The organism is Salinicola salarius (genome assembly GCF_003206135.1).
Taxonomy (GTDB): domain Bacteria; phylum Pseudomonadota; class Gammaproteobacteria; order Pseudomonadales; family Halomonadaceae; genus Salinicola; species Salinicola salarius.
Genome location: NZ_PZJT01000015.1, coordinates 77,902 through 95,956 on the forward strand (window position 1 = coordinate 77,902; position 18,055 = coordinate 95,956).

Annotated in this window: 19 protein-coding genes; 11 read left to right on the top strand and 8 right to left on the bottom strand. The window is 62.5% G+C overall.

Annotated features, from left to right (window positions below):
- The first annotated feature begins 94 nt into the window (after positions 1 to 94).
- From rnr to DOM32_RS14205, 10 genes are all read left to right on the top strand, one after another.
- A complete protein-coding gene (gene rnr / locus DOM32_RS14160; protein ID WP_110635519.1) occupies positions 95 to 2,533 on the top strand; it encodes a ribonuclease R in 2,439 nt (812 codons plus the stop codon).
- A gap of 49 nt (positions 2,534 to 2,582) precedes the next feature.
- Entirely contained in the window at positions 2,583 to 3,398 is an 816-nt protein-coding gene (gene rlmB, locus DOM32_RS14165; protein ID WP_110635522.1) for a 23S rRNA (guanosine(2251)-2'-O)-methyltransferase RlmB, read from the top strand.
- A gap of 266 nt (positions 3,399 to 3,664) precedes the next feature.
- Positions 3,665 to 4,084, top strand: coding sequence for a 30S ribosomal protein S6 (rpsF, locus tag DOM32_RS14170; RefSeq protein ID WP_071231347.1), 420 nt, complete (start codon positions 3,665 to 3,667; stop codon positions 4,082 to 4,084).
- A 26-nt stretch (positions 4,085 to 4,110) separates the two neighbouring features.
- On the top strand, positions 4,111 to 4,338 hold the full coding sequence (gene rpsR / locus DOM32_RS14175; RefSeq protein ID WP_035472385.1) for a 30S ribosomal protein S18: 228 nt from the start codon (positions 4,111 to 4,113) through the stop codon (positions 4,336 to 4,338).
- A 76-nt stretch (positions 4,339 to 4,414) separates the two neighbouring features.
- Positions 4,415 to 5,266 (top strand): hypothetical protein, encoded by an 852-nt coding sequence (locus DOM32_RS14180; protein ID WP_071231348.1) that lies wholly within the window; start codon positions 4,415 to 4,417, stop codon positions 5,264 to 5,266.
- Between the two features lie 16 nt (positions 5,267 to 5,282).
- Positions 5,283 to 5,729 carry a 50S ribosomal protein L9 gene (gene rplI / locus DOM32_RS14185; protein ID WP_071231349.1) on the top strand — a complete coding sequence of 149 codons (447 nt, stop codon included), beginning with the start codon at positions 5,283 to 5,285 and terminating at the stop codon, positions 5,727 to 5,729.
- A gap of 282 nt (positions 5,730 to 6,011) precedes the next feature.
- The gene (dnaB, locus tag DOM32_RS14190) at positions 6,012 to 7,397 is read left to right on the top strand and encodes a replicative DNA helicase (RefSeq protein WP_071231350.1); all 1,386 of its coding nucleotides are present in this window, start codon (positions 6,012 to 6,014) and stop codon (positions 7,395 to 7,397) included.
- A gap of 126 nt (positions 7,398 to 7,523) precedes the next feature.
- Positions 7,524 to 7,817 carry a hypothetical protein gene (locus tag DOM32_RS14195; protein ID WP_087718258.1) on the top strand — a complete coding sequence of 98 codons (294 nt, stop codon included), beginning with the start codon at positions 7,524 to 7,526 and terminating at the stop codon, positions 7,815 to 7,817.
- 80 nt (positions 7,818 to 7,897) lie between these two features.
- The gene (locus DOM32_RS14200) at positions 7,898 to 9,679 is read left to right on the top strand and encodes a bifunctional diguanylate cyclase/phosphodiesterase (protein WP_110635525.1); all 1,782 of its coding nucleotides are present in this window, start codon (positions 7,898 to 7,900) and stop codon (positions 9,677 to 9,679) included.
- A gap of 169 nt (positions 9,680 to 9,848) precedes the next feature.
- On the top strand, positions 9,849 to 10,151 hold the full coding sequence (locus tag DOM32_RS14205; protein WP_110635527.1) for a DUF6482 family protein: 303 nt from the start codon (positions 9,849 to 9,851) through the stop codon (positions 10,149 to 10,151).
- Between the two features lie 44 nt (positions 10,152 to 10,195).
- Here the strand turns inward: DOM32_RS14205 and DOM32_RS14210 are convergent, their stop codons facing one another.
- Positions 10,196 to 10,528 (bottom strand): hypothetical protein, encoded by a 333-nt coding sequence (locus DOM32_RS14210; RefSeq protein WP_110635531.1) that lies wholly within the window; start codon positions 10,526 to 10,528, stop codon positions 10,196 to 10,198.
- A 138-nt stretch (positions 10,529 to 10,666) separates the two neighbouring features.
- On the opposite strand from DOM32_RS14210, the gene hemH reads away from it, so the two are divergent.
- Complete coding sequence (gene hemH, locus DOM32_RS14215) at positions 10,667 to 11,650, top strand: ferrochelatase (RefSeq protein ID WP_071231355.1); 984 nt, start codon at positions 10,667 to 10,669, stop codon at positions 11,648 to 11,650.
- A gap of 52 nt (positions 11,651 to 11,702) precedes the next feature.
- Here the strand turns inward: hemH and DOM32_RS14220 are convergent, their stop codons facing one another.
- From DOM32_RS14220 to DOM32_RS14250, 7 genes are all read right to left on the bottom strand, one after another.
- The gene (locus tag DOM32_RS14220; RefSeq protein ID WP_170835863.1) at positions 11,703 to 12,101 is read right to left on the bottom strand and encodes a Na+/H+ antiporter subunit G; all 399 of its coding nucleotides are present in this window, start codon (positions 12,099 to 12,101) and stop codon (positions 11,703 to 11,705) included.
- A gap of 5 nt (positions 12,102 to 12,106) precedes the next feature.
- On the bottom strand, positions 12,107 to 12,376 hold the full coding sequence (locus DOM32_RS14225; RefSeq protein ID WP_071231356.1) for a K+/H+ antiporter subunit F: 270 nt from the start codon (positions 12,374 to 12,376) through the stop codon (positions 12,107 to 12,109).
- A complete protein-coding gene (locus tag DOM32_RS14230) occupies positions 12,373 to 12,870 on the bottom strand; it encodes a Na+/H+ antiporter subunit E (protein WP_071231357.1) in 498 nt (165 codons plus the stop codon). Before DOM32_RS14230 ends, DOM32_RS14225 begins: the two co-directional genes overlap by 4 nt.
- Positions 12,867 to 14,384, bottom strand: coding sequence for a monovalent cation/H+ antiporter subunit D (locus tag DOM32_RS14235; RefSeq protein ID WP_110635534.1), 1,518 nt, complete (start codon positions 14,382 to 14,384; stop codon positions 12,867 to 12,869). Before DOM32_RS14235 ends, DOM32_RS14230 begins: the two co-directional genes overlap by 4 nt.
- On the bottom strand, positions 14,381 to 14,731 hold the full coding sequence (locus DOM32_RS14240; RefSeq protein ID WP_087718253.1) for a Na+/H+ antiporter subunit C: 351 nt from the start codon (positions 14,729 to 14,731) through the stop codon (positions 14,381 to 14,383). The genes DOM32_RS14235 and DOM32_RS14240 overlap by 4 nt, the downstream gene beginning before the upstream one ends.
- The gene (locus DOM32_RS14245; protein WP_071231360.1) at positions 14,731 to 17,535 is read right to left on the bottom strand and encodes a monovalent cation/H+ antiporter subunit A; all 2,805 of its coding nucleotides are present in this window, start codon (positions 17,533 to 17,535) and stop codon (positions 14,731 to 14,733) included. The genes DOM32_RS14240 and DOM32_RS14245 overlap by 1 nt, the downstream gene beginning before the upstream one ends.
- A gap of 296 nt (positions 17,536 to 17,831) precedes the next feature.
- Positions 17,832 to 18,026 (bottom strand): hypothetical protein, encoded by a 195-nt coding sequence (locus DOM32_RS14250; RefSeq protein ID WP_071231361.1) that lies wholly within the window; start codon positions 18,024 to 18,026, stop codon positions 17,832 to 17,834.
- Positions 18,027 to 18,055: the final 29 nt, after the last annotated feature.

The following is an 18,055-nucleotide window of genomic DNA, read 5'->3' on the forward strand; positions in this document are numbered from 1 at the left end:
TGAATCCCAAAAAATCGAACGGCCCAGGCCGCCCGCCGCGTGACTATTCTCTACAACCCAGGCCCCGCTGGCTCAACGCAAGGATGATGGTTGCATGACTCATTGGACGTTGAACGATGATCCGCACGCGGCTCGCGAAACCCAGAAATACGATAACCCCGTGCCCAGTCGCGAATACCTGCTGTCGCGTCTGGAGGAGTACGGCAAGCCGATTACTCATGAAAACATGAGCGCCATGCTGGGGCTCGAGGACGAGAACCAGCTGGAAGCCGTGCGTCGGCGCCTGGCCGCCATGGAGCGCGACGGTCAGATCCTCAGGGATCGCAAGGGCGCCTATGCCTTGATCGACAAGCTCGATCTGATCAAGGGCCGGGTGCAGGGCCACCGGGACGGCATGGGCTTTCTGATTCGCCATGATGGCGTCAAGCCCGACCTGGTGTTGCCGCCGCGCCAGATGCGCCGCGTCTTCGATGGCGACGTAGTGCTGGCACGCATCAGCGGTCAGGATCGTCGTGGCCGCGCCGAAGGCACCATCGCCGAAGTGCTGGCGCGCAATACCCAGACGCTGGTTGGCGTGTTCCGTCAGAACACTTCGGAATTCGCCGTGCTGATACCGGAAAATTCCCGCATCAGCCAGGAAGTGATCATCCCGCACAGCGTCAGCGGTGGGGCAAGAGACGGCCAGATCGTGTCGGTGCGCATCACCCAGCAGCCGGAAACCCGCAAGCAGCCGGTCGGCGAGGTGGTGGAGATCCTGGGGGAGAGGATGGACCCCGGTCTCGAGATCGATATCGCGATTCGTTCCCACGATATCCCGGCAGAGTTCCCGCCGGAAGTGGAGCATCAGATCGCTGGCATGTCGGCCGAAGTGAAGGAAGAGGACAAGGTGGCGCGCATCGACCTGCGCGAGATGCCGCTGGTGACCATCGACGGCGAAGACGCCAAGGATTTCGACGACGCCGTCTGTGCCTGGAAGACGAAATCCGGGAGCTGGAAACTGGTCGTGGCGATTGCCGATGTTTCCCATTACGTCCGTGGCGGCAGTGCGCTGGATAACGAGGCCCACATTCGCGGCAATTCCGTCTACTTCCCCGGCCAGGTCGTGCCGATGCTGCCGGAGCTGCTTTCCAACGGGCTCTGTTCGCTCAATCCGCACGTCGATCGCCTGACCATGGTCTGCGAGATGAACATTTCGCAGAACGGCACGATCAGCCGCTACAAGTTCTACGAGGCGGTGATCCAGTCTCATGCGCGACTGACCTATAACCAGGTCGGCACCATGCTGGAGGAGCCGGACAGCGAAGAGGGAGTGGCGCTACGCGAGCAGTATCGCGAGCTGGTGCCTTCGCTCGAGAATTTGCACGCGCTCTACAAGGTGCTGCGCAAGGCGCGGGAAGTGCGTGGCGCCATCGACTTCGATACCACCGAAACGCAGATCGTCTTCAACGACGAGCGCAAGATCGAGAAGATCGTTCCGCGCACCCGCAACGACGCCCATAAGCTGATCGAGGAGTGCATGCTGGCCGCCAACGTGGCCACGGCTCGCTTCCTCGACAAGCATGACCTGCCCGCGCTCTATCGTGTTCACCAGTCGCCAGCCTCGGAGCGACTGGAGAACCTGCGCGTGTTCCTGGGTGAGCTGGGCCTGACCCTGGGTGGCGGCGACGAGCCGACGCCCAAGGACTATCAGGCGCTGCGAGAGGTGATCCAGGATCGCCCGGATTTCGACATCATCCAGACCGTGATGCTGCGTTCGATGAGCCAGGCCGTCTATTCGCCGCAGAACGACGGGCACTTCGGGCTCGCCTATCAGGCCTATGCGCATTTCACCTCGCCGATCCGCCGCTATCCCGATCTGCTGGTCCATCGTGCGATCCGTTCCGTCATCCGGGGACCGCGTCAGACCCAGACCGTGCTGCGTGCCGAGGGTGCGCCAGTGGAAAAACCCTCCACCTGGTGCCCGTATACCTTCGAGCAGATGATCGAGCTAGGCGAGCACTGCTCGATGACCGAGCGCCGCGCCGACGAGGCGACCCGTGACGTGACCGACTGGCTGAAGTGCGAGTTCCTCTCGGACAAGGTCGGCGAGGTCTACGAAGGTACAATCGCCTCGGTAACGCAGTTCGGAATTTTCGTGCGCCTCGACGACGTCTACGTGGAAGGGCTGGTGCACGTCACCTCCCTGCCATCCGACTACTATCACTACGAAGCCGAGAAACACCGCCTCAAGGGCGAGCGCAGCGGCGTGGCCTATCGACTGGGCGATGGCGTGACCGTTCGCGTGGCGCGGGTGGACCTCGACGACCGCAAGATCGATTTCGATCTGGCCGACGCGACACCGCGTCACCACCGCACGCCACGCAGCCACAAGCCCGGTGGCGGAGCCGGCGACAGCGCTGCCCCGGCCAGGAAGTCGTCGGGCAAGAATCGCCCCGGCAAAAGCGAGCGTCAGGGCGCCTCTACCGGCAACGAAGAGGGCGGTGCGCCCAAGCGCCGGTCTCGTGGCCCGCGTCAGCGTCGAGGCAAGCGATGAGCAAGTCGATCGTTAGAGGCGCACCGGATGGTCCAGGGTGGGTGATGCCATGAGTCGTTCAGCGAACCGGCGTCAATCGGCCAGAACGGGGGAACGTCCCCGCACGCCAGACGGGCTGGAGCCGGTCTATGGCGTACATGCCGTTCGGGCGTCGTTCGAACGGGGCCAGCCGCCCAAGGTGCTGTGGATTCAGCAGGGGCACGCCGAGCACCGCCTGGAAGCCCTTTTACAGCTGGCTCACGCGGCGGGCTGTGATTTGAAGCGAATGACGCGAGAAACACTGGACGGGATTTCCAACCAGGCCGCCCATCAGGGGGTGATCGGGTTCTGCGAACCGCTGGTCGCGGAGAGCGAAACTACCTTATGGTGGCGTCTCGAGCAGTGGCTGGCGGACAAGCCCCCGCTGCTGCTGATTCTCGATGGCGTCACTGACCCGCACAATCTGGGCGCTTGCCTGCGCAGTGCTGATGCTGCCGGCGTCAATGGCGTGATCGTGCCCAAGGACAAGTCTGCACCGCTGAACGCCACCGTACGCAAGGTGGCCTGTGGCGCGGCCGAACTCGTGCCGGTGTTTCAGGTCACCAACCTGGCGCGCTGCATGGAGAAGCTCAAGCAGCAGGGCGTCTGGATCACCGGCACCGCCGGCGAGGCCGATGCGCTCGTCTATGACGCCGATTTCACCGTGCCCTGTGCGCTGGTGATGGGCGCGGAAGGCAAGGGCCTGCGCCGCCTGACTCGCGAAGCCTGCGACGGCCTGGTCAAATTGCCGATGCAGGGTGGGGTTTCCAGTCTCAATGTTTCGGTTGCCACCGGGATTTGCCTGTTCGAAGCCGTCCGCCAGCGCGGGCTCGTTGCCGCCGGTTAAACTTGCACCCGGTGGCCCCTGTCTCTACAATTGCGCGGTTCTATGGGCAGGCTATGCTCATGGAATGCGGTTCTGTTCCGGAGATGCCTGATGCGCCAGGCTCGCCTGACGGCTCGGAAGCGCCGGGATAGAGCGCCAATTGGTCTGAATATTCGGATATAGATGCGGTCGAGTACCGCAATCCGGTATCGACTCCTTGCTTCTCGTGGTGGCCCTCTATTGATGATCGGCACCGCGCGGAAGCTGCCAAACCGAAAGGAGCTAACATGCGTCATTATGAAATCGTGTTCATGGTCCATCCGGACCAGAGCGAGCAGGTTCCCGCCATGGTCGAGCGCTACACCAGCCTCGTGACCGAAAACGGTGGCACCGTGCATCGTCTCGAAGACTGGGGTCGCCGTCACCTGGCTTACCCGATCAACAAGATCCACAAGGCACATTACGTGCTGATGAACATCGAATGCAGCGGCGAGACCCTCGACGAGATCGAGAACATCTTCCGCTTCAACGATGCCATCATCCGCAGCATGATCGTGCGCAGCAAAGAGGCCGTGACCGAAGCCTCGCCGATGATGAAGCCGGCTGAAGAAAAGAGCCGTCGCCGTGACGACAAGTCCTCCGAGCGTGGCGATCGTGAGCGTTCCGAGCGCCCCGAGCGTTCCGAAACTGCCGCAGAAACCAACTGATCCGATTTCGCTAAGGAGAGACTCTCATGGCACGTTTTTTCCGTCGCCGTAAGTTCTGCCGCTTCACCGCCGAAGGCGTGAAGTACATCGACTACAAAGACATCGATACGCTGAAGGCCTACGTCACCGAAACCGGCAAGATCGTTCCGAGCCGTATTACGGGTACCCAGGCACGCTACCAGCGTCAGCTGTCCACCGCTATCAAGCGGGCGCGTTACCTGGCGCTGCTGCCGTACTCCGACAGCCACCAGTAAACCCTGATTCGATATCCTTGATCGGTAAACCCGGGTTCCGGTAAACCCAGGTTTCGGTAAACCACAGCGAGGCATCATGCTGGTACTGGCCCGTTGGATCATGCGCGGTACGCCGCAGGCCGTTGCGGCAGCCGCACTGACAGCGCTGGTGCCTTGGCTATTCTGGTTCAGCGCTGCCGTGGCGGGGCTCGTCACGCTGCGTCGAGGCATGACGACCGCAGCACCGGTACTGATCGCAGCGGCGCTGCCTGCCGGCTGGTGGTGGGTGCAGGGCGACGCGGTGCCGCTGGCCAGCATTCTGCTGGTAACGCTGATGGCGACGGTACTGCGATCGCGCATGCGCTGGGCGGAAGCCCTGATCGTCGGCAGCGTGGTCTGCATGGTGATGGTCCAGCTGGGGATCTTTCTCCCGGCGGGCGGCACCGGATCGCTGCTGACGGAGCTTCGCCAAAGCTCGTCAGAGGTTGCCCGCATGCTGGATCAGCTATCGGCGCAGGGCGTCGATACCGAAATGATGGCAGCGCTGGTGATCGGCGGCGCGACCGGCCTGGTGGTATTGCTCGCCGGCATTGCCTGCCTGGCATTGGCTCGTAGCTGGCAGGCCGGGCTCTACAATCCGGGCGGGTTCCGCGAAGAGTTTCACGCGCTGAGGCTCTCGCGGAAGCAGCTCCTGCTGCTGATCGCGCTGATGGTACTGGGTGTAGTGCTGGCCGTCCCCGCTGCCAGCCTGCTGGCTTGGGTGCCGTTACTGGTCGCCGGTGTGGCGCTGGTACATGGGTTTATCGGTTTGAAGGGAATGAGCGGGTTCTGGCTGGTAGGCTTCTATGCCTTGCTGTTGACCACCTGGCCCACGATTCTGATTGTACTGCTGTTGGCGTTGGTAGATACCTTCGCGGATTTTCGCGGTCGTCTGACACGCAGTGATTGACGAGAGGTTCACGAGAATGGAAGTCATTCTGCTCGATAACATCGGCAAGCTGGGCGATCTGGGTGACAAGGTCACCGTCAAGCCCGGTTACGGCCGTAATTACCTGGTTCCCTACGGCCTGGCCGTACCGGCAACCAAAGACAACGTCGAAGCGTTCGAAGCGCAGCGCGCCGAGCTCGAAGCCCAGGCTGCCGAGCGCAAGGCTCAGGCCGAAACACGCGCCGCTCAGCTCGCCGAAATCGAGCTGTCTCTGGTCGCCAAGGCGGGTGACGAAGGCAAGCTGTTCGGTTCCATCGGTCCGCGCGATCTGGCCGAAGCCATGGCACAGGCCGGTATCGAAGTCGCCAAGAGCGAAGTTCGCATGCCGGAAGGCCCGCTTCGTCAGACTGGCGAATACGACATCGCGCTGCAGCTGCACGCCGAAGTCACTTCCAGCGTTCGTGTCGTGGTCGTAGCCGAGTAAAATCTCGACTGCTATCGTCGATTGACGTCTGGCTCAAGGCACGCAGGGCTCACGCCCTGCGTGCCTTTTTCGTGATCGGCCGGCGTGGCGATGGCCGCGACCGGCCAGGGTCTGTTGCTATTTCAGCGTGAACTGCGTTGCCGCGCCGCATGGCGCCATTTGCCGCGCCACCTGAAGGCGGGCATGAAACGGCAACAGGCCCTAGGTAGAATAGGCCTAGACCAATTCCGCTTGTCCAGCGCACGATCATTCAGCGCAAGATGACATAGGTGAACGCCAAGCATGAACCAACGCGTCGACAACGATCAGGAAACCGCGCAGCTGAAGGTACCGCCGCACTCGCTCGAGGCGGAGCAGTCGGTACTGGGCGGGCTGATGCTCGACAACAGCAGCTGGGATACGGTGTCGGAACGTCTGGTGGCAGACGACTTCTACCGCCACGAGCACCGGTTGACGTTCAATGCGATGGCGGAGCTGGCCGAGAGCGCACATCCGCTCGATGTCGTGACCCTGTCGGAAGCGCTCGAACGCCGCGATCAGCTCGAAAGCGTAGGCGGGCTCGCCTATCTGGCGGAACTGGCACGCAATACGCCCTCTGCAAGCAATATCCGCGCCTATGCCGATATCGTTCGCGAGCGGGCGACGTTGCGCAAGCTGATCCAGGCCTCGCGCCAGATCGCCGACAGCGCCTATTCGCCGGAAGGGCGGCTGCCGGACGAGCTGGTCAACGAAGCCGAACGGCTGGTATTCCAGATCAGCGAGTCCCGGCCCAAGTTCGGTGGCCCCATCGGCATGAGCCAGCTGCTGACCAAGGCCGTCGATCGGATCGACGAGCTGTTCAACATGAAGGGCCAGATGACCGGGATCTCTACCGGGTTCCGCGATCTGGACGACATGACATCGGGTCTGCAGCCGTCGGACCTGGTGATCATCGCCGGGCGCCCGTCGATGGGCAAGACGACGTTCGCCATGAATCTGGTCGAACATGCCGTCGTCTCCAATGACAAGCCGGTCATCGTCTTCTCGATGGAGATGCCCGCCGAGTCATTGATGCTGCGCATGCTCTCTTCCCTGGGCAGGATCGATCAGACACGCGTTCGAACCGGCCAGCTCGAGGACGAGGACTGGCCGCGGTTGACCTCGGCGGTCAACCTGCTCAAGGATCGCCAGCTGTTCATCGACGACACTCCGGCGCTGTCCCCCAACGAATTGCGCTCCCGCGTGCGCCGAATCGCTCGCGAGCACGGCAATATCGGTCTGGTGATGATCGACTACCTGCAGCTGATGCAGGTGCCGGGGCTTTCCGAGAATCGTACCGCAGAGATCTCCGAGATTTCGCGATCGCTGAAGGGCATCGCGAAGGAGTTCAACTGCCCGGTGGTGTCGCTGTCCCAGCTCAACCGATCACTGGAGCAGCGTCCCAACAAGCGGCCCGTAATGTCGGATCTGCGTGAGTCGGGTGCCATCGAGCAGGATGCCGATGTCATCGCCTTCGTCTATCGTGACGAGGTCTACAATACCGACAATCCCGACAACAAGGGGTTGGCGGAGCTGATTATCGGCAAGCAGCGTAACGGCCCGATCGGTACCGTCCATATGGCATTCATCGGCAAGTACACCCGTTTCGAGGATCTGGCGCCGGATAGTTACGGTCAGCACTACGAATAAATCGGTACGTCCAACGTCCAGTTCGCGATACGTCCAGTTAGATACATCTAGTTTGATACGTCCAGTTCGATACAACCGAAACATGTCGGCAGCGCCGACGTAGAAAAGACATCAAGGAGTCAAACCATGGCAGGCGGTTTTCAGCGGGGTCGTCGTCAGCGTGTGCCCAAGATCGAAGTACGCGGCCAACTGGAAAAGCTCGAACGGGAAGGGCCGTTCAAGGAGTGGCTGGGCATGCCGGATCTCTACCGTCACTGGCTGACCGTCGACGGCGAGCTTTACAGTTACCAGACGGAAGACGCCGAATTGCCGGTAGCCGTCGGTGATCGGGTCGTATTCCGCTACAAGGAAGCCAAGGCAGGAAAGTGGATCGACCGCAACTCCCTGGGCAAGGCGATCGATCCTTCCGCTTACCAGTAGGCTGTCGATCGGTCCCTGAAACGGCGCGCTCTTGCCATGTAATGTTTTGTGTCACCATGTTGTCATGACCTTGCGGCTCAATGGCGTTCATGGACCAATCCGCCGTTTCTCTTGCCCCCGGCTCTCTCGAAGCCCTGATCGCCCAGCGCGATCTAAACGTGCACTTTCAGCCTATCGTCTCCGTCGCCACCGGTCGGGTGCTGGCTTACGAGGCATTGTCCCGCGGGCCGCGAGACTCTCGCTTCTCCAGCCCGCTGGCAATGTTCCAGACGGCCCGCGGCCGCGGTCTGCTGGCTTCCCTGGAGCGGGTCTGTCGCGAGAGGGCCTTCGAGCGCTGGGTCGAGACGGGACTGGATGAACTGCTGTTTCTCAATGTCAGTCCGGAAGTGCTGATCGACCCGGCCCACATCAGCGGCCAGACGTTACAACTGCTGTCCGATCATGGCCTGACACCGTCCCAGATCGTCATCGAAATTACCGAGCAGTCTCCCGGCATCGATCCAGAACTGATGGCCGAAGCCGCCGAGCATTATCAGTCGATGGGGTTCTCCATTGCGCTCGACGATCTTGGCGACGGCTATGCCGGACTCAGGCTCTGGTCACAGCTCAACCCCGACTACGTCAAGCTGGATCGCCACTTCGTGGCGGGAGTGGATCGCGACCGCGTGAAAAGGCGCTTCGTGCGGTCGATCATCGACATCGCGCACAGCCTGGGAAGCCGCGTGGTTGCCGAGGGCGTCGAACGAGAGGAGGAGCTCGATACCCTGCTCGAACTCGGGGCCGACTATTGCCAGGGGTGGCTGTTCGCTCGTCCCGAACCGGCGCCTCATCGATCGCGTGACGTACTGGATTCGCGTCTGATCGCCCTGGCGGCATCGCGTCGTCCGGCGGCGGCAGCCACGGAAATTCGCCGGCTATGCGTACCCTTGCCGGCGCTGATGGCCACGCTCAGCATCGGAGAGGCCGCGGAGCGCTTCAGCCGTCTGCCGGAGGCCAATGCCCTGGCGGTGGTCGACGAGCAGGGAGTGCCGGTGGGCTTGCTCGGGCGCCGGCAATTGATGGCCTTGCTCGGCAACCGCTTCGGCTTCGATCTCTACGGCCGCCAGCCCATCGACAAGATCATGCAGAGACGGGCCCTCTGCGTCGAGGCGGGGGAACCGCTCGAGCGTGTATCGCGCAAGGTGACCGGACGCGACGACTCGACGCGTGACGAGGACTTCATCATTACCGATGGCGGGCGCTATCTCGGCATCGGACATGTCATCAATCTTCTGCAGCTCTTTACCGAACAGCAGGTCCAGATCGCCCGCCAGGCCAATCCGCTGACTCAGCTTCCGGGAAATCAGCCGATCCGTGCGGCGCTGGAACATTATCGAGGCCAGGCAAGACCCTTCGTTGCCTGTTATCTCGATCTGGACCATTTCAAGCCGTTCAACGATCGTTTCGGCTACGCAATGGGTGACCAGATGATCCTGACACTGGCGAGAGTGCTGAGCGATGCGGCGGGGCGGAACGACTTCCTGGGCCATCTCGGGGGCGACGATTTCATTCTTCTGTTCAACGACGACAGCCGCTTGCAGTCGAAACTGAGCCGGATCCAGCGCTGCTTCCGCGATGAGAGCCTGCAGTTGCTGCCGGAATCGGAACGGCAGGCGGGCGGCTTTCATGCCAAGGATCGCTTCGATCAATGGCGATTCTTCCCCATCACCCGGCTTTCCATCACGGCGTTGCGGGTATCGCCCACCGCGCGGATCGACAATTTCGGTGATCTCTGGAGCCGCTTCAAAGGTGCGGCCAAGCGGGCCGAGAACGGGCGCGTTGTCGTGACCGTTCGCACGAATAGCGACGAAATCCCGCGCTGAACTCTCGTGGTGCAACATAGTCTTAATAAAGATACGGCTCAATTGGCCGATTGTCCCGGTAAGGCCGAGGCGGATTCCGCATCGGCACTCGGGAAGCGGCTAGTCAAAGGTTCGGCAAGGAGTGCCGGCCTGCCGTAACGATTCCATACTCAACCCACAGGAGGGAACCATGGAGCTCAAGGAGCTTGAACACTATCAGCGACACCATGAAGACTTTGAAATTCGGGTCATCGCCCATGCCGGCAGTCGCTACTATCAGGTCATGCTGGAGCCCGGGGATGGCGCCACGCAGGCCTTGACCCGGCGCGGCAAGCCGATGCTGTTTCGTTCGCTCGAGGACGTCTACGGCGAATTGAAACGGGCCGGTATCCATCGTGCCTACCTGGTTCAACAGGTCGCCAACGACGAGATCGTTGGCCACGAGCCGCATTATCATGATTCGCTGCTGTCGCGAATGCCGCTGGTCTTCTGATCCGGAAAGCGTCGGCTAGTCGACACGTCATTCATCAATCCACTTCATTCGCCAACCATTTCATTCACCAATTCAGTTCCCTCCGGCGAGTCGAAGAGTGACTTGCCTCGACACGGAGGGAAGTTCGCCATCCACGCCTTTCCCCTCGTTCCTCTCCAGCTTCTCTGCCCCTCGTTGAAACCGTCCAGGATGCCGAAACGATCGCCGAAGTGCGCTTCGATCAGCACGTTGACTTGGCTTGTGATGTCGTTCCGATACGGATACGGCGGCCGCTCGGCTTTCTGGAGCAGATTGCTGCTGGTTGCCATCGTCTTCGGGTCTGCTGTATGAACCTGATACCCTTTGTCGCGCAGGGTATCGGCAAAGTGGCGCATCATCGACAATATCAGCGGGCGGACGCGCCCATGGGTTATCCATAACTTATACACATGGCATTGATCGTATAAGATGATCGGGCCGGTTCACGCGGCAGTGGTAGAATTTCGTCCAAAGTCGGCAGGGAAAGGAGTGGTTTTATGGCGGCCCGTTTCGGAGTGCTGCTGGTCAATCTGGGAACGCCCGAGGCACCCACGCCCAAGGCCGTGAGGCAGTACCTTGGCGAGTTTCTCGGCGATCCGCGGGTCATCGATGCGCCGCGCTGGCTGTGGTGGCCGATTCTGCATGGCGTCATTCTTCGCATCCGCCCGCCCAAGGTCGCCAAGGCCTATGCGTCGGTATGGCAGGAGGAAGGCTCGCCATTGCTGGCGATCGGCCGCCGCCAGCAGCGAGCGCTACGCGAGCGGCTGGCGAGCCAGATGGGCGAGTCTATCCCGGTCGAGCTGGCGATGACCTACGGCAAGCCGAGCATGGAGGAAGCCGGCCTCAAGCTGCGCGAATCCGGCGTCGATCGTATCCTGGTGCTGCCGCTCTATCCGCAATTCTCGCGCACCACTACCGCTGCCGTATTCCAGCGGCTGGCCAAGGCGCTGGACCCTTGCCCGCACCTGCCGGAGCTGCGCTTCGTGCGCGACTATCACGATCACCCCGACTACATCTCGGCTCTCGCTGCCAGCGTTCGCCAGCACTGGGAGGCCAACGGCGACCGCGGCCGGTTGCTGATGTCCTATCACGGCATCCCCAAGCGCTATGTCGACAACGGCGATCCCTATGCCAGGCATTGCGAGAAGACCAGCCGGCTGCTGGCGGAAGAGCTGGGACTGGGCGAGGGCGAGTGGTTCCAGAGCTACCAGTCGCGCTTCGGGCGTGAAGAATGGCTCAAGCCCTATACCGACGAGACGCTGAAGGCATGGGGCGCGGACAAGACCGAATGCGTCGACGTCATCAGCCCGGCCTTCGCGGCGGACTGCCTCGAGACGCTCGAGGAGATCGACGCCGAGAATCGTCACTACTTCCAGGAAGCCGGAGGCGGGCGCTATCGCTATATCCCCGCTCTCAACGATCGTCCGGAGCACATGACTATGCTGACCAGGCTGGTCGAACAGCACACCGCCGGCTGGTGACGCCGACGGCGCGCGCCGTCTCGGAAAGGCGGTGCGTGCCTTTCAGGAGCCTTCAGGGGAGAGGAGAGTCGCCCTGGGGAGCTTCCTCGATGGTGTGCTTGGGTTTCTCGCTCTCCAGCTCGACCGGATTGCCGCGGGTGCGAGGATCCGGTTTGAGCTTGTGGTGCAGGGCGCTCTTGGCCAGCATGTGTGCCGACACCGGCGCGGTGATGAACGCGAAGATCGTGATCAGCAGTTCCTGAACGATCGGGCCGTCTTCCTGGCTGAAATAGATCAGCGAACCGATCAGGGTACAGCCGACCCCCAGCGTCGTCGTTTTCGAAGGGCCGTGCAGACGCATGTAGAAATCCTTCAGGTGCGTCAGGCCCAGCGAGCCGATGAAGGCGAACGCGCCCCCGGCGATCAGCATGAAGGCGATCACGCCCTCGATGACCGTATTCAGCATCGTCATCCCTCCTATTCGATGATGTCGCCGCGAAGCAGGTACTTGCAGACGGCGATGGTGCTGACGAAGCCGAGCATCGCGATCAGCAACGCCGCCTCGAAGTAGTCCTTGTTGTCGACCCAGATACCGAACAGCACGATCAGAGCGATCGAGTTCATGTACATGGTATCCACCGCCAGAATGCGATCCGGCAGGCTCGGCCCGACCACGGCACGATAGAAATTGAGCACGACGGCGGCGCAGAACAGCGCCAGCGCGATCCACAGAGCCATATCGATCATGATTCGAAGATCTCCAGCAGTGGGCGCTCGTAGCGCTGGTGAATGTCGTCGATCAGGGCGTTGATATCGCCCACGTCCAGCGCATGAATGAGCAGGGTCTTGCCATCCAGGCGCAGGTGGGCCGAGACGGTACCCGGTGTCATGGTGATGGTGCTGGCCAGGATGGTGATCGGGAAGCTCTCCTTCAGCGTCAGCGGATATTCCACGAAGGCGGGGCGCATCCGGCCGCGGGGATCGAGGATCAATTTCGAGACCTGCAGATTGGCGGTCACGATGTCGCCCAGTACCCGAAAGAAGTAGCCGACCAGCTTCAGAGGACGCTTGATGGTCGGCTGGCGCTCCCAGAACGGTCGGCAGATCACCGGAATCAGGATCGCCAGGACGCCCCCGAGAATCCATTGCCCGAGCGCCACGCTCTGCTGCAGCAACAGCCAGACGACCAGCAGCAGCAGAGACAGCACCGGCATCGGCAGCCAGCGAATGGGAGGAATCATGAGTCACCTCCGGTAACGTTCGGGGAGAGAATCGCCTCGCTGTAGGCGCTTTGATCGAGCAGCTGCGTAGCACTGGCATCGGTGAAGCGAGTGATCGGCCCGGCCAGGATCGAGAGTATCGGCGAGGCGCCGAGCAGCAGGATCAGGCCCGCCAGCATCGCCGTTTTCAGCCTGGGGCCGTCGTTGTCGCCGCGGCCGGCCTTCCAGAAGACGGTGGAGCCGCTGCGCGCCATGGCGACGAGACCGGCGAGGCTCGACAGCAGCAACAGCGACCACAGCCATGGCTGTTCGCTCGGCAGGGCCGAATCGAGCAGCAATGCCTTGCCGATGGCACCCGAGAACGGCGGCAGCCCGATGATGGTCGCCGCACCGACGAAGTAGAACAGGCCCAGCAGCGCCGGCTGGGTGACGCCCCGGCCGGGCACGATACGCGCCCCGGCCTTGCCGCGCTGTTCACCGATCGCATCGGACAGCAGGAACAGGCCGCCGCTGACCAGCGTGGTGTGGATCATGTAGTAGAGCAGGGCGGCAATGGGCGCCTCGCGATTCATGCTGACGCCGACCAGCAGCGTGCCTACCGAGATCAGCAGCAGATAGGCTACCTGATTGCGCAGATCCCGCGCCGATAGGACGCCCAGCCCGCCGAGGGCCAGCGTCGCCAGCGCGAACCACCAGAGCCAGGGCTGAACGAAATTGGCGAGCTCGCCTGCGCTGTCACCGAAGATCAACGTGTAGACCCGCAGAATGGCGTAGATCCCTACCTTGGTCATGATCGCGAACAGGGCGGCGACGGGCGCTGGTGCGCTGCTGTAGGCCCGCGGCAACCAGAAGTAGAGCGGCAGAATCGCCGCCTTCAGCCCGAACACCACCAGCAGCAGAAACGCCCCCGCCTTGAGCAGACCAAGACGATCCGGGTCGAGCGCGGCCACCTTCTGAGACATGTCGGCCATGTTGAGCGTGCCGGTCGTGCCGTAGAGCACCCCGAGCGCGATCAGAAACATCGCCGAGCCTGCCAGGTTGAGCGCCACGTAATGGAATCCCGCCTGGGTGCGCTCCTTGCCGCCGCCGTGCATCAGCAGCGAGTAGGAGGCGATCAGCAGCACTTCGAAGAAGACGAACAGATTGAAGATGTCGCCGGTCAGGAAGGCGCCGTTGATCCCCATCAACTGGAGCTGGAACAGGCCGTGAAAATTGCTGCCCTTGCGATCGTCGCCGGCACAGGCGTAAGCCACGCTGCCTAGCGCCAAGAAGCTGGTCAGGCACACCATCAACGCGGAGAGTCGATCGAGTACCAGCACGATACCGAACGGCGGCTGCCAGTCGCCCAGGGCGTAGTAGGTGATGTCACCGCTGTCGCTCTGGACCACCAGCATGGCACTGACCGCCAGCAGCAGCGCCGTGCTGACCAGGGCGATCGCCCGACGAGGCAGTACGGCCGAGTCCCGCTTGACCAGCATCAGCAGGCCGCTCAACAGCGGCAGAAGGATCGGAAGGATGATCAGATGATGCATCACGACTTGTCCTCCTTCGACTCTTCGCCACGCTGGTCGTTGACCTGATCGCTGCCCAGGTCGCCGCGCACGCGCATCGCCAGGATCACCGAGAACGCGGTCATGGCGAAGCCGATCACGATGGCCGTCAGCACCAGGGCCTGTGGCAGCGGGTCGGCGTAATAATCGACGCCGTCACGAATCACCGCCGCGCCATTGGTTGTCAGGCCGCCGGTGGAAAAAAGGAACAGGTTGACCGCGTAGGAGAGCAGCGTCAGCCCCACGACCACGGGGAAGGTGCGGCCACGCAGCGCCAGGTAGAGCCCGCTGGCGGCCAGGAAACCGGTTACGGTGGCAAAGAGCGCTTCCATCAGACGGTCTCCTTTTCATTCTCTTTGCTGGGACGGTGCCGTGTCGTCAACTTGCCCAGATTGGCCAGAATCATCAGCGTGGCGCCGACGACGGTGAGATAGACGCCGAGGTCGAACAGCATCGCCGTGGCGAGCTCGATCTCGCCGATATAGGGAATCGAGAAGTGCCCGAAGGCAGAGGTCAGGAAGTTGTGGCCGAAGGCCCAGCTGCCGAGTCCGGTCAGCGCGGCGATGGCGACACCGACCACGGCGATCGGCTGGTACTGGAACGACATCCGCTGCTGGGTCCAGTCGACCCCGCGGGCGATATACAGCAGGATCAAGGCCACGGCCGTCACCAGGCCGGCGATGAAGCCACCACCGGGTTCGTTGTGACCCCGCAGGAAGATGAACACCGACACCAGCAGCGCCAGCGGCAGCAGACTCTGCGATACCGTACCCAGCAGCATGGGATGCAGATCCCGGGACCAGGGGCGCCCTTCGCTGTCGCTCGAGGGCATGAACAGACGCAGGCGGTTTAGCAGCTTGTAGATACCGATGGCGGCGATGCACAGCACCGTGATCTCGCCCAGCGTATCGAAGCCGCGGAAATCGACCAGGATGACGTTGACCACGTTGTGGCCGCCGCCGCCACTGACACTGTTCTCCAGGAAGAAGCCGGAAATGGTGTCCAGCGGTCGCGTCAGCATTGCGTAGTTGAGGCTCGCGACGATGCCGCCGAAGCCCGCCGCCAGCAGAACATCGCGGACCACGCGCGCGCCGCTGGACTCCTTGGGCGTGCGCTGGGGCAGGAAGAACAGCGCCAGCATCAGCAGGATGACCGTCACCACCTCGACCGCCAGCTGGGTCAGGGCGAGATCGGGGGCCGAGAAGCGGGCAAAGGCCAGCGAAACCATCAGCCCCACCACCGACAGCATCATCAGCGAGACCAGACGTCGGCGATGCAGTACCGCCGTGCCCAGGCCCGCCAGAATGGTGATCAACGCGCCCGCGATCAGCAGGCCATCGAGCGCCTGGAGCTGGCGCGGCCCGCGCAACTGGGTAAGGTCCAGCAGGCCGCTGCCGGTGAGGAACAGCACGGCGATGATCAACCACAGCATATAGCGCTGCAGCGAGCCGTTCTCGAAGCGATCGATCGCTTTCTGGGTCCACTGCAGCAGGCTGCGGACGTTGTGTTCGAAGATCATCAAGGCGTTGCGCTGCGGGAACTGGCGCTGGAAGGCGAACAGCTTGCGACGTACGGCGTAGATGCCGACCCCGCCGGCCAGGGCGATGACACTCATCAGCAGGGGCAGATTGAAGCCGTGCCAGATCGCCAGGTGCAGCTCCGGTCTCGGCGGCAGAATCGTGACCTGTGCGGCAGCGTCGAGCAGCCCGGTGACGATCAACGCGGGCAGCAGGCCGATCGCGACGCACAGCGCGACCATCAGCAGCATCGGCAGGCGCATCAGGAAAGGCGCTTCGTGAGGTGTCTTGGGCAGCTCCTGCGCTTCCGGGCCGAAGAAGACGTTGCGCACGTAACGCAGCGAATAGGCCACCGACAACACGCTGCCAAGGGTCGCGAGCACCGGGATCAGCCAGGCCAGGCCGCCGAGGATCCCGGTTTCCAGCGTCTCGGTCAGCATCATCTCCTTCGATATGAAGCCGTTGAGCAGGGGAACGCCGGCCATGGAAGCCGCGGCGAGACCGGCCAGTGCCGCCGTCATCGGCATGCTGCGTCGCAGGCCGCTCAGCTTGCGGATGTCTCGCGAACCGGTCTCGTGATCGACGATGCCCGCCGACATGAACAGCGTCGCCTTGAACATGGCATGGTTGAGAATATGAAACAGCCCGGCCGCCACCGCCATCTTGCTGTCCAGCCCGAACAGCATGGTAATCATGCCCAGATGGCTGACGGTGGAAAATGCCAGCACGCCCTTGAGATCGTACTTGAGCAGCGCGAAATAGGCGGCGTAGATCATCGTCACCAGCCCGGTCAGGGTGACGATATAAAGCCAGAGCTGCGAGCCGGCCAGTGCCGGATGCATGCGCGCGAGCAGGAAGACCCCGGCCTTGACCATCGTGGCGGAGTGCAGGAATGCCGAGACCGGCGTCGGCGCTGCCATGGCGTGGGGCAGCCAGAAATGGAACGGAAACTGCGCCGACTTGGTGAAGGCGCCCAGCAGCACCAGCAGCAGTGCCGGCAGATAGCGCGGATCGGCCTGGATCAGATCACGGCTGTCGAGCACCGTCTGCATGTCGAAGGTCCCGACGATATGGCCGATCAGCAGGAAACCGGCCAACATCGCCAGCCCGCCCATGCCGGTGACGGCCAAGGCCATGCGGGCGCCGCGTCGTGCCTCGCTCTGCTGGTACCAGTAGCCGATCAACAGAAACGACGACAGGCTGGTCAATTCCCAGAACACCCACAGCAGCAGCAGGTTGTCGGCCATGACGATGCCGATCATGGAGGTCATGAACAGCATCAGGTAGGCGTAGAACCGAGGCATGCTGTCGTCCGGCGACAGATAGTAGCGGGAATACAGAATGATCAGCAGCCCGATGCCCAGGATCAGCAGCAAAAACAGCAGCGAGAGCCCGTCAAGCCGGAACGCCAGATCGAGCCCCAGTTGCGGCACCCAGCTCATGCTGAAGTGATACACCTCGCCGGAGATCACTCCAGGCGCATGCGCAATGACGATGCCCAGCGCGATCGCAGGGAGCAGCGCGGTGGACCAGGCGTTGAGCGTGCGTTGCCGGTTGTTGCTCAGCAACGGTACCAGGCTGCCCAGTAGCGGCAGTAGAACGATCAGCGGCAGTGACATGAAATCGTCGCTCTATTCTTGGATCAGGGAGGCTCGATCATCGGTCCGGCGCAGGGCGACGTTCCGGTGGGTTCGAGCTTCGTTCTCGCGTTCATCGCGATCGGTCCGCGACCGTATCTCGCTCCAGTGTAAGCGATGTTGCCAGCCGCACGAGCGTAGGTCGCGAGACTATGGCAGAGAGTCGGTGCGGTAGGGATCTTCCCCGCGTGACATGCTTGTGTTCGCGGGCAAGAGACGACGGCGAGCGGCGATCCCGCAATAGCGGCGCGCATGGCGCCACGGGACTCGTCGCCGGATCAGAGACGCTGGGGCGGATCGGTCAGATAGGGGCGGCGCACGCCGCGAGGCGCCAGCATCCAGGCGGGGGTCTGGTTCAGGGTCGTGATCGTGCTGGCACGGGACGGCAGAGCCCGGGCACCGATACGAGTCTGGGCACCAATACGACAGGTCGCGCATGTCAGCGACAGCTGGCTAGGCATGTGGCCCGGCATGGTGTCTCTCCTCCCTTCAGAAAGCGCCC

Coding starts and splice junctions, on each gene's coding strand:
- DOM32_RS14250 (WP_071231361.1), bottom strand. CDS start 18,026: ATGCCGGGCCACATGCCTAGCCAGCTGTCGCTGACATGCGCGACCTGT.
- DOM32_RS14180 (WP_071231348.1), top strand. CDS start 4,415: ATGCTGGTACTGGCCCGTTGGATCATGCGCGGTACGCCGCAGGCCGTT.
- DOM32_RS14245 (WP_071231360.1), bottom strand. CDS start 17,535: ATGTCACTGCCGCTGATCGTTCTACTGCCGCTACTGGGCAGCCTGGTA.
- rlmB (WP_110635522.1), top strand. CDS start 2,583: ATGAGTCGTTCAGCGAACCGGCGTCAATCGGCCAGAACGGGGGAACGT.
- dnaB (WP_071231350.1), top strand. CDS start 6,012: ATGAACCAACGCGTCGACAACGATCAGGAAACCGCGCAGCTGAAGGTA.
- rnr (WP_110635519.1), top strand. CDS start 95: ATGACTCATTGGACGTTGAACGATGATCCGCACGCGGCTCGCGAAACC.
- DOM32_RS14240 (WP_087718253.1), bottom strand. CDS start 14,731: ATGGAAGCGCTCTTTGCCACCGTAACCGGTTTCCTGGCCGCCAGCGGG.
- hemH (WP_071231355.1), top strand. CDS start 10,667: ATGGCGGCCCGTTTCGGAGTGCTGCTGGTCAATCTGGGAACGCCCGAG.
- DOM32_RS14230 (WP_071231357.1), bottom strand. CDS start 12,870: ATGATTCCTCCCATTCGCTGGCTGCCGATGCCGGTGCTGTCTCTGCTG.
- DOM32_RS14195 (WP_087718258.1), top strand. CDS start 7,524: ATGGCAGGCGGTTTTCAGCGGGGTCGTCGTCAGCGTGTGCCCAAGATC.
- rpsR (WP_035472385.1), top strand. CDS start 4,111: ATGGCACGTTTTTTCCGTCGCCGTAAGTTCTGCCGCTTCACCGCCGAA.
- rpsF (WP_071231347.1), top strand. CDS start 3,665: ATGCGTCATTATGAAATCGTGTTCATGGTCCATCCGGACCAGAGCGAG.
- DOM32_RS14220 (WP_170835863.1), bottom strand. CDS start 12,101: ATGACGATGCTGAATACGGTCATCGAGGGCGTGATCGCCTTCATGCTG.
- DOM32_RS14210 (WP_110635531.1), bottom strand. CDS start 10,528: ATGATGCGCCACTTTGCCGATACCCTGCGCGACAAAGGGTATCAGGTT.
- DOM32_RS14200 (WP_110635525.1), top strand. CDS start 7,898: ATGGCGTTCATGGACCAATCCGCCGTTTCTCTTGCCCCCGGCTCTCTC.
- DOM32_RS14225 (WP_071231356.1), bottom strand. CDS start 12,376: ATGATCGATATGGCTCTGTGGATCGCGCTGGCGCTGTTCTGCGCCGCC.
- DOM32_RS14205 (WP_110635527.1), top strand. CDS start 9,849: ATGGAGCTCAAGGAGCTTGAACACTATCAGCGACACCATGAAGACTTT.
- rplI (WP_071231349.1), top strand. CDS start 5,283: ATGGAAGTCATTCTGCTCGATAACATCGGCAAGCTGGGCGATCTGGGT.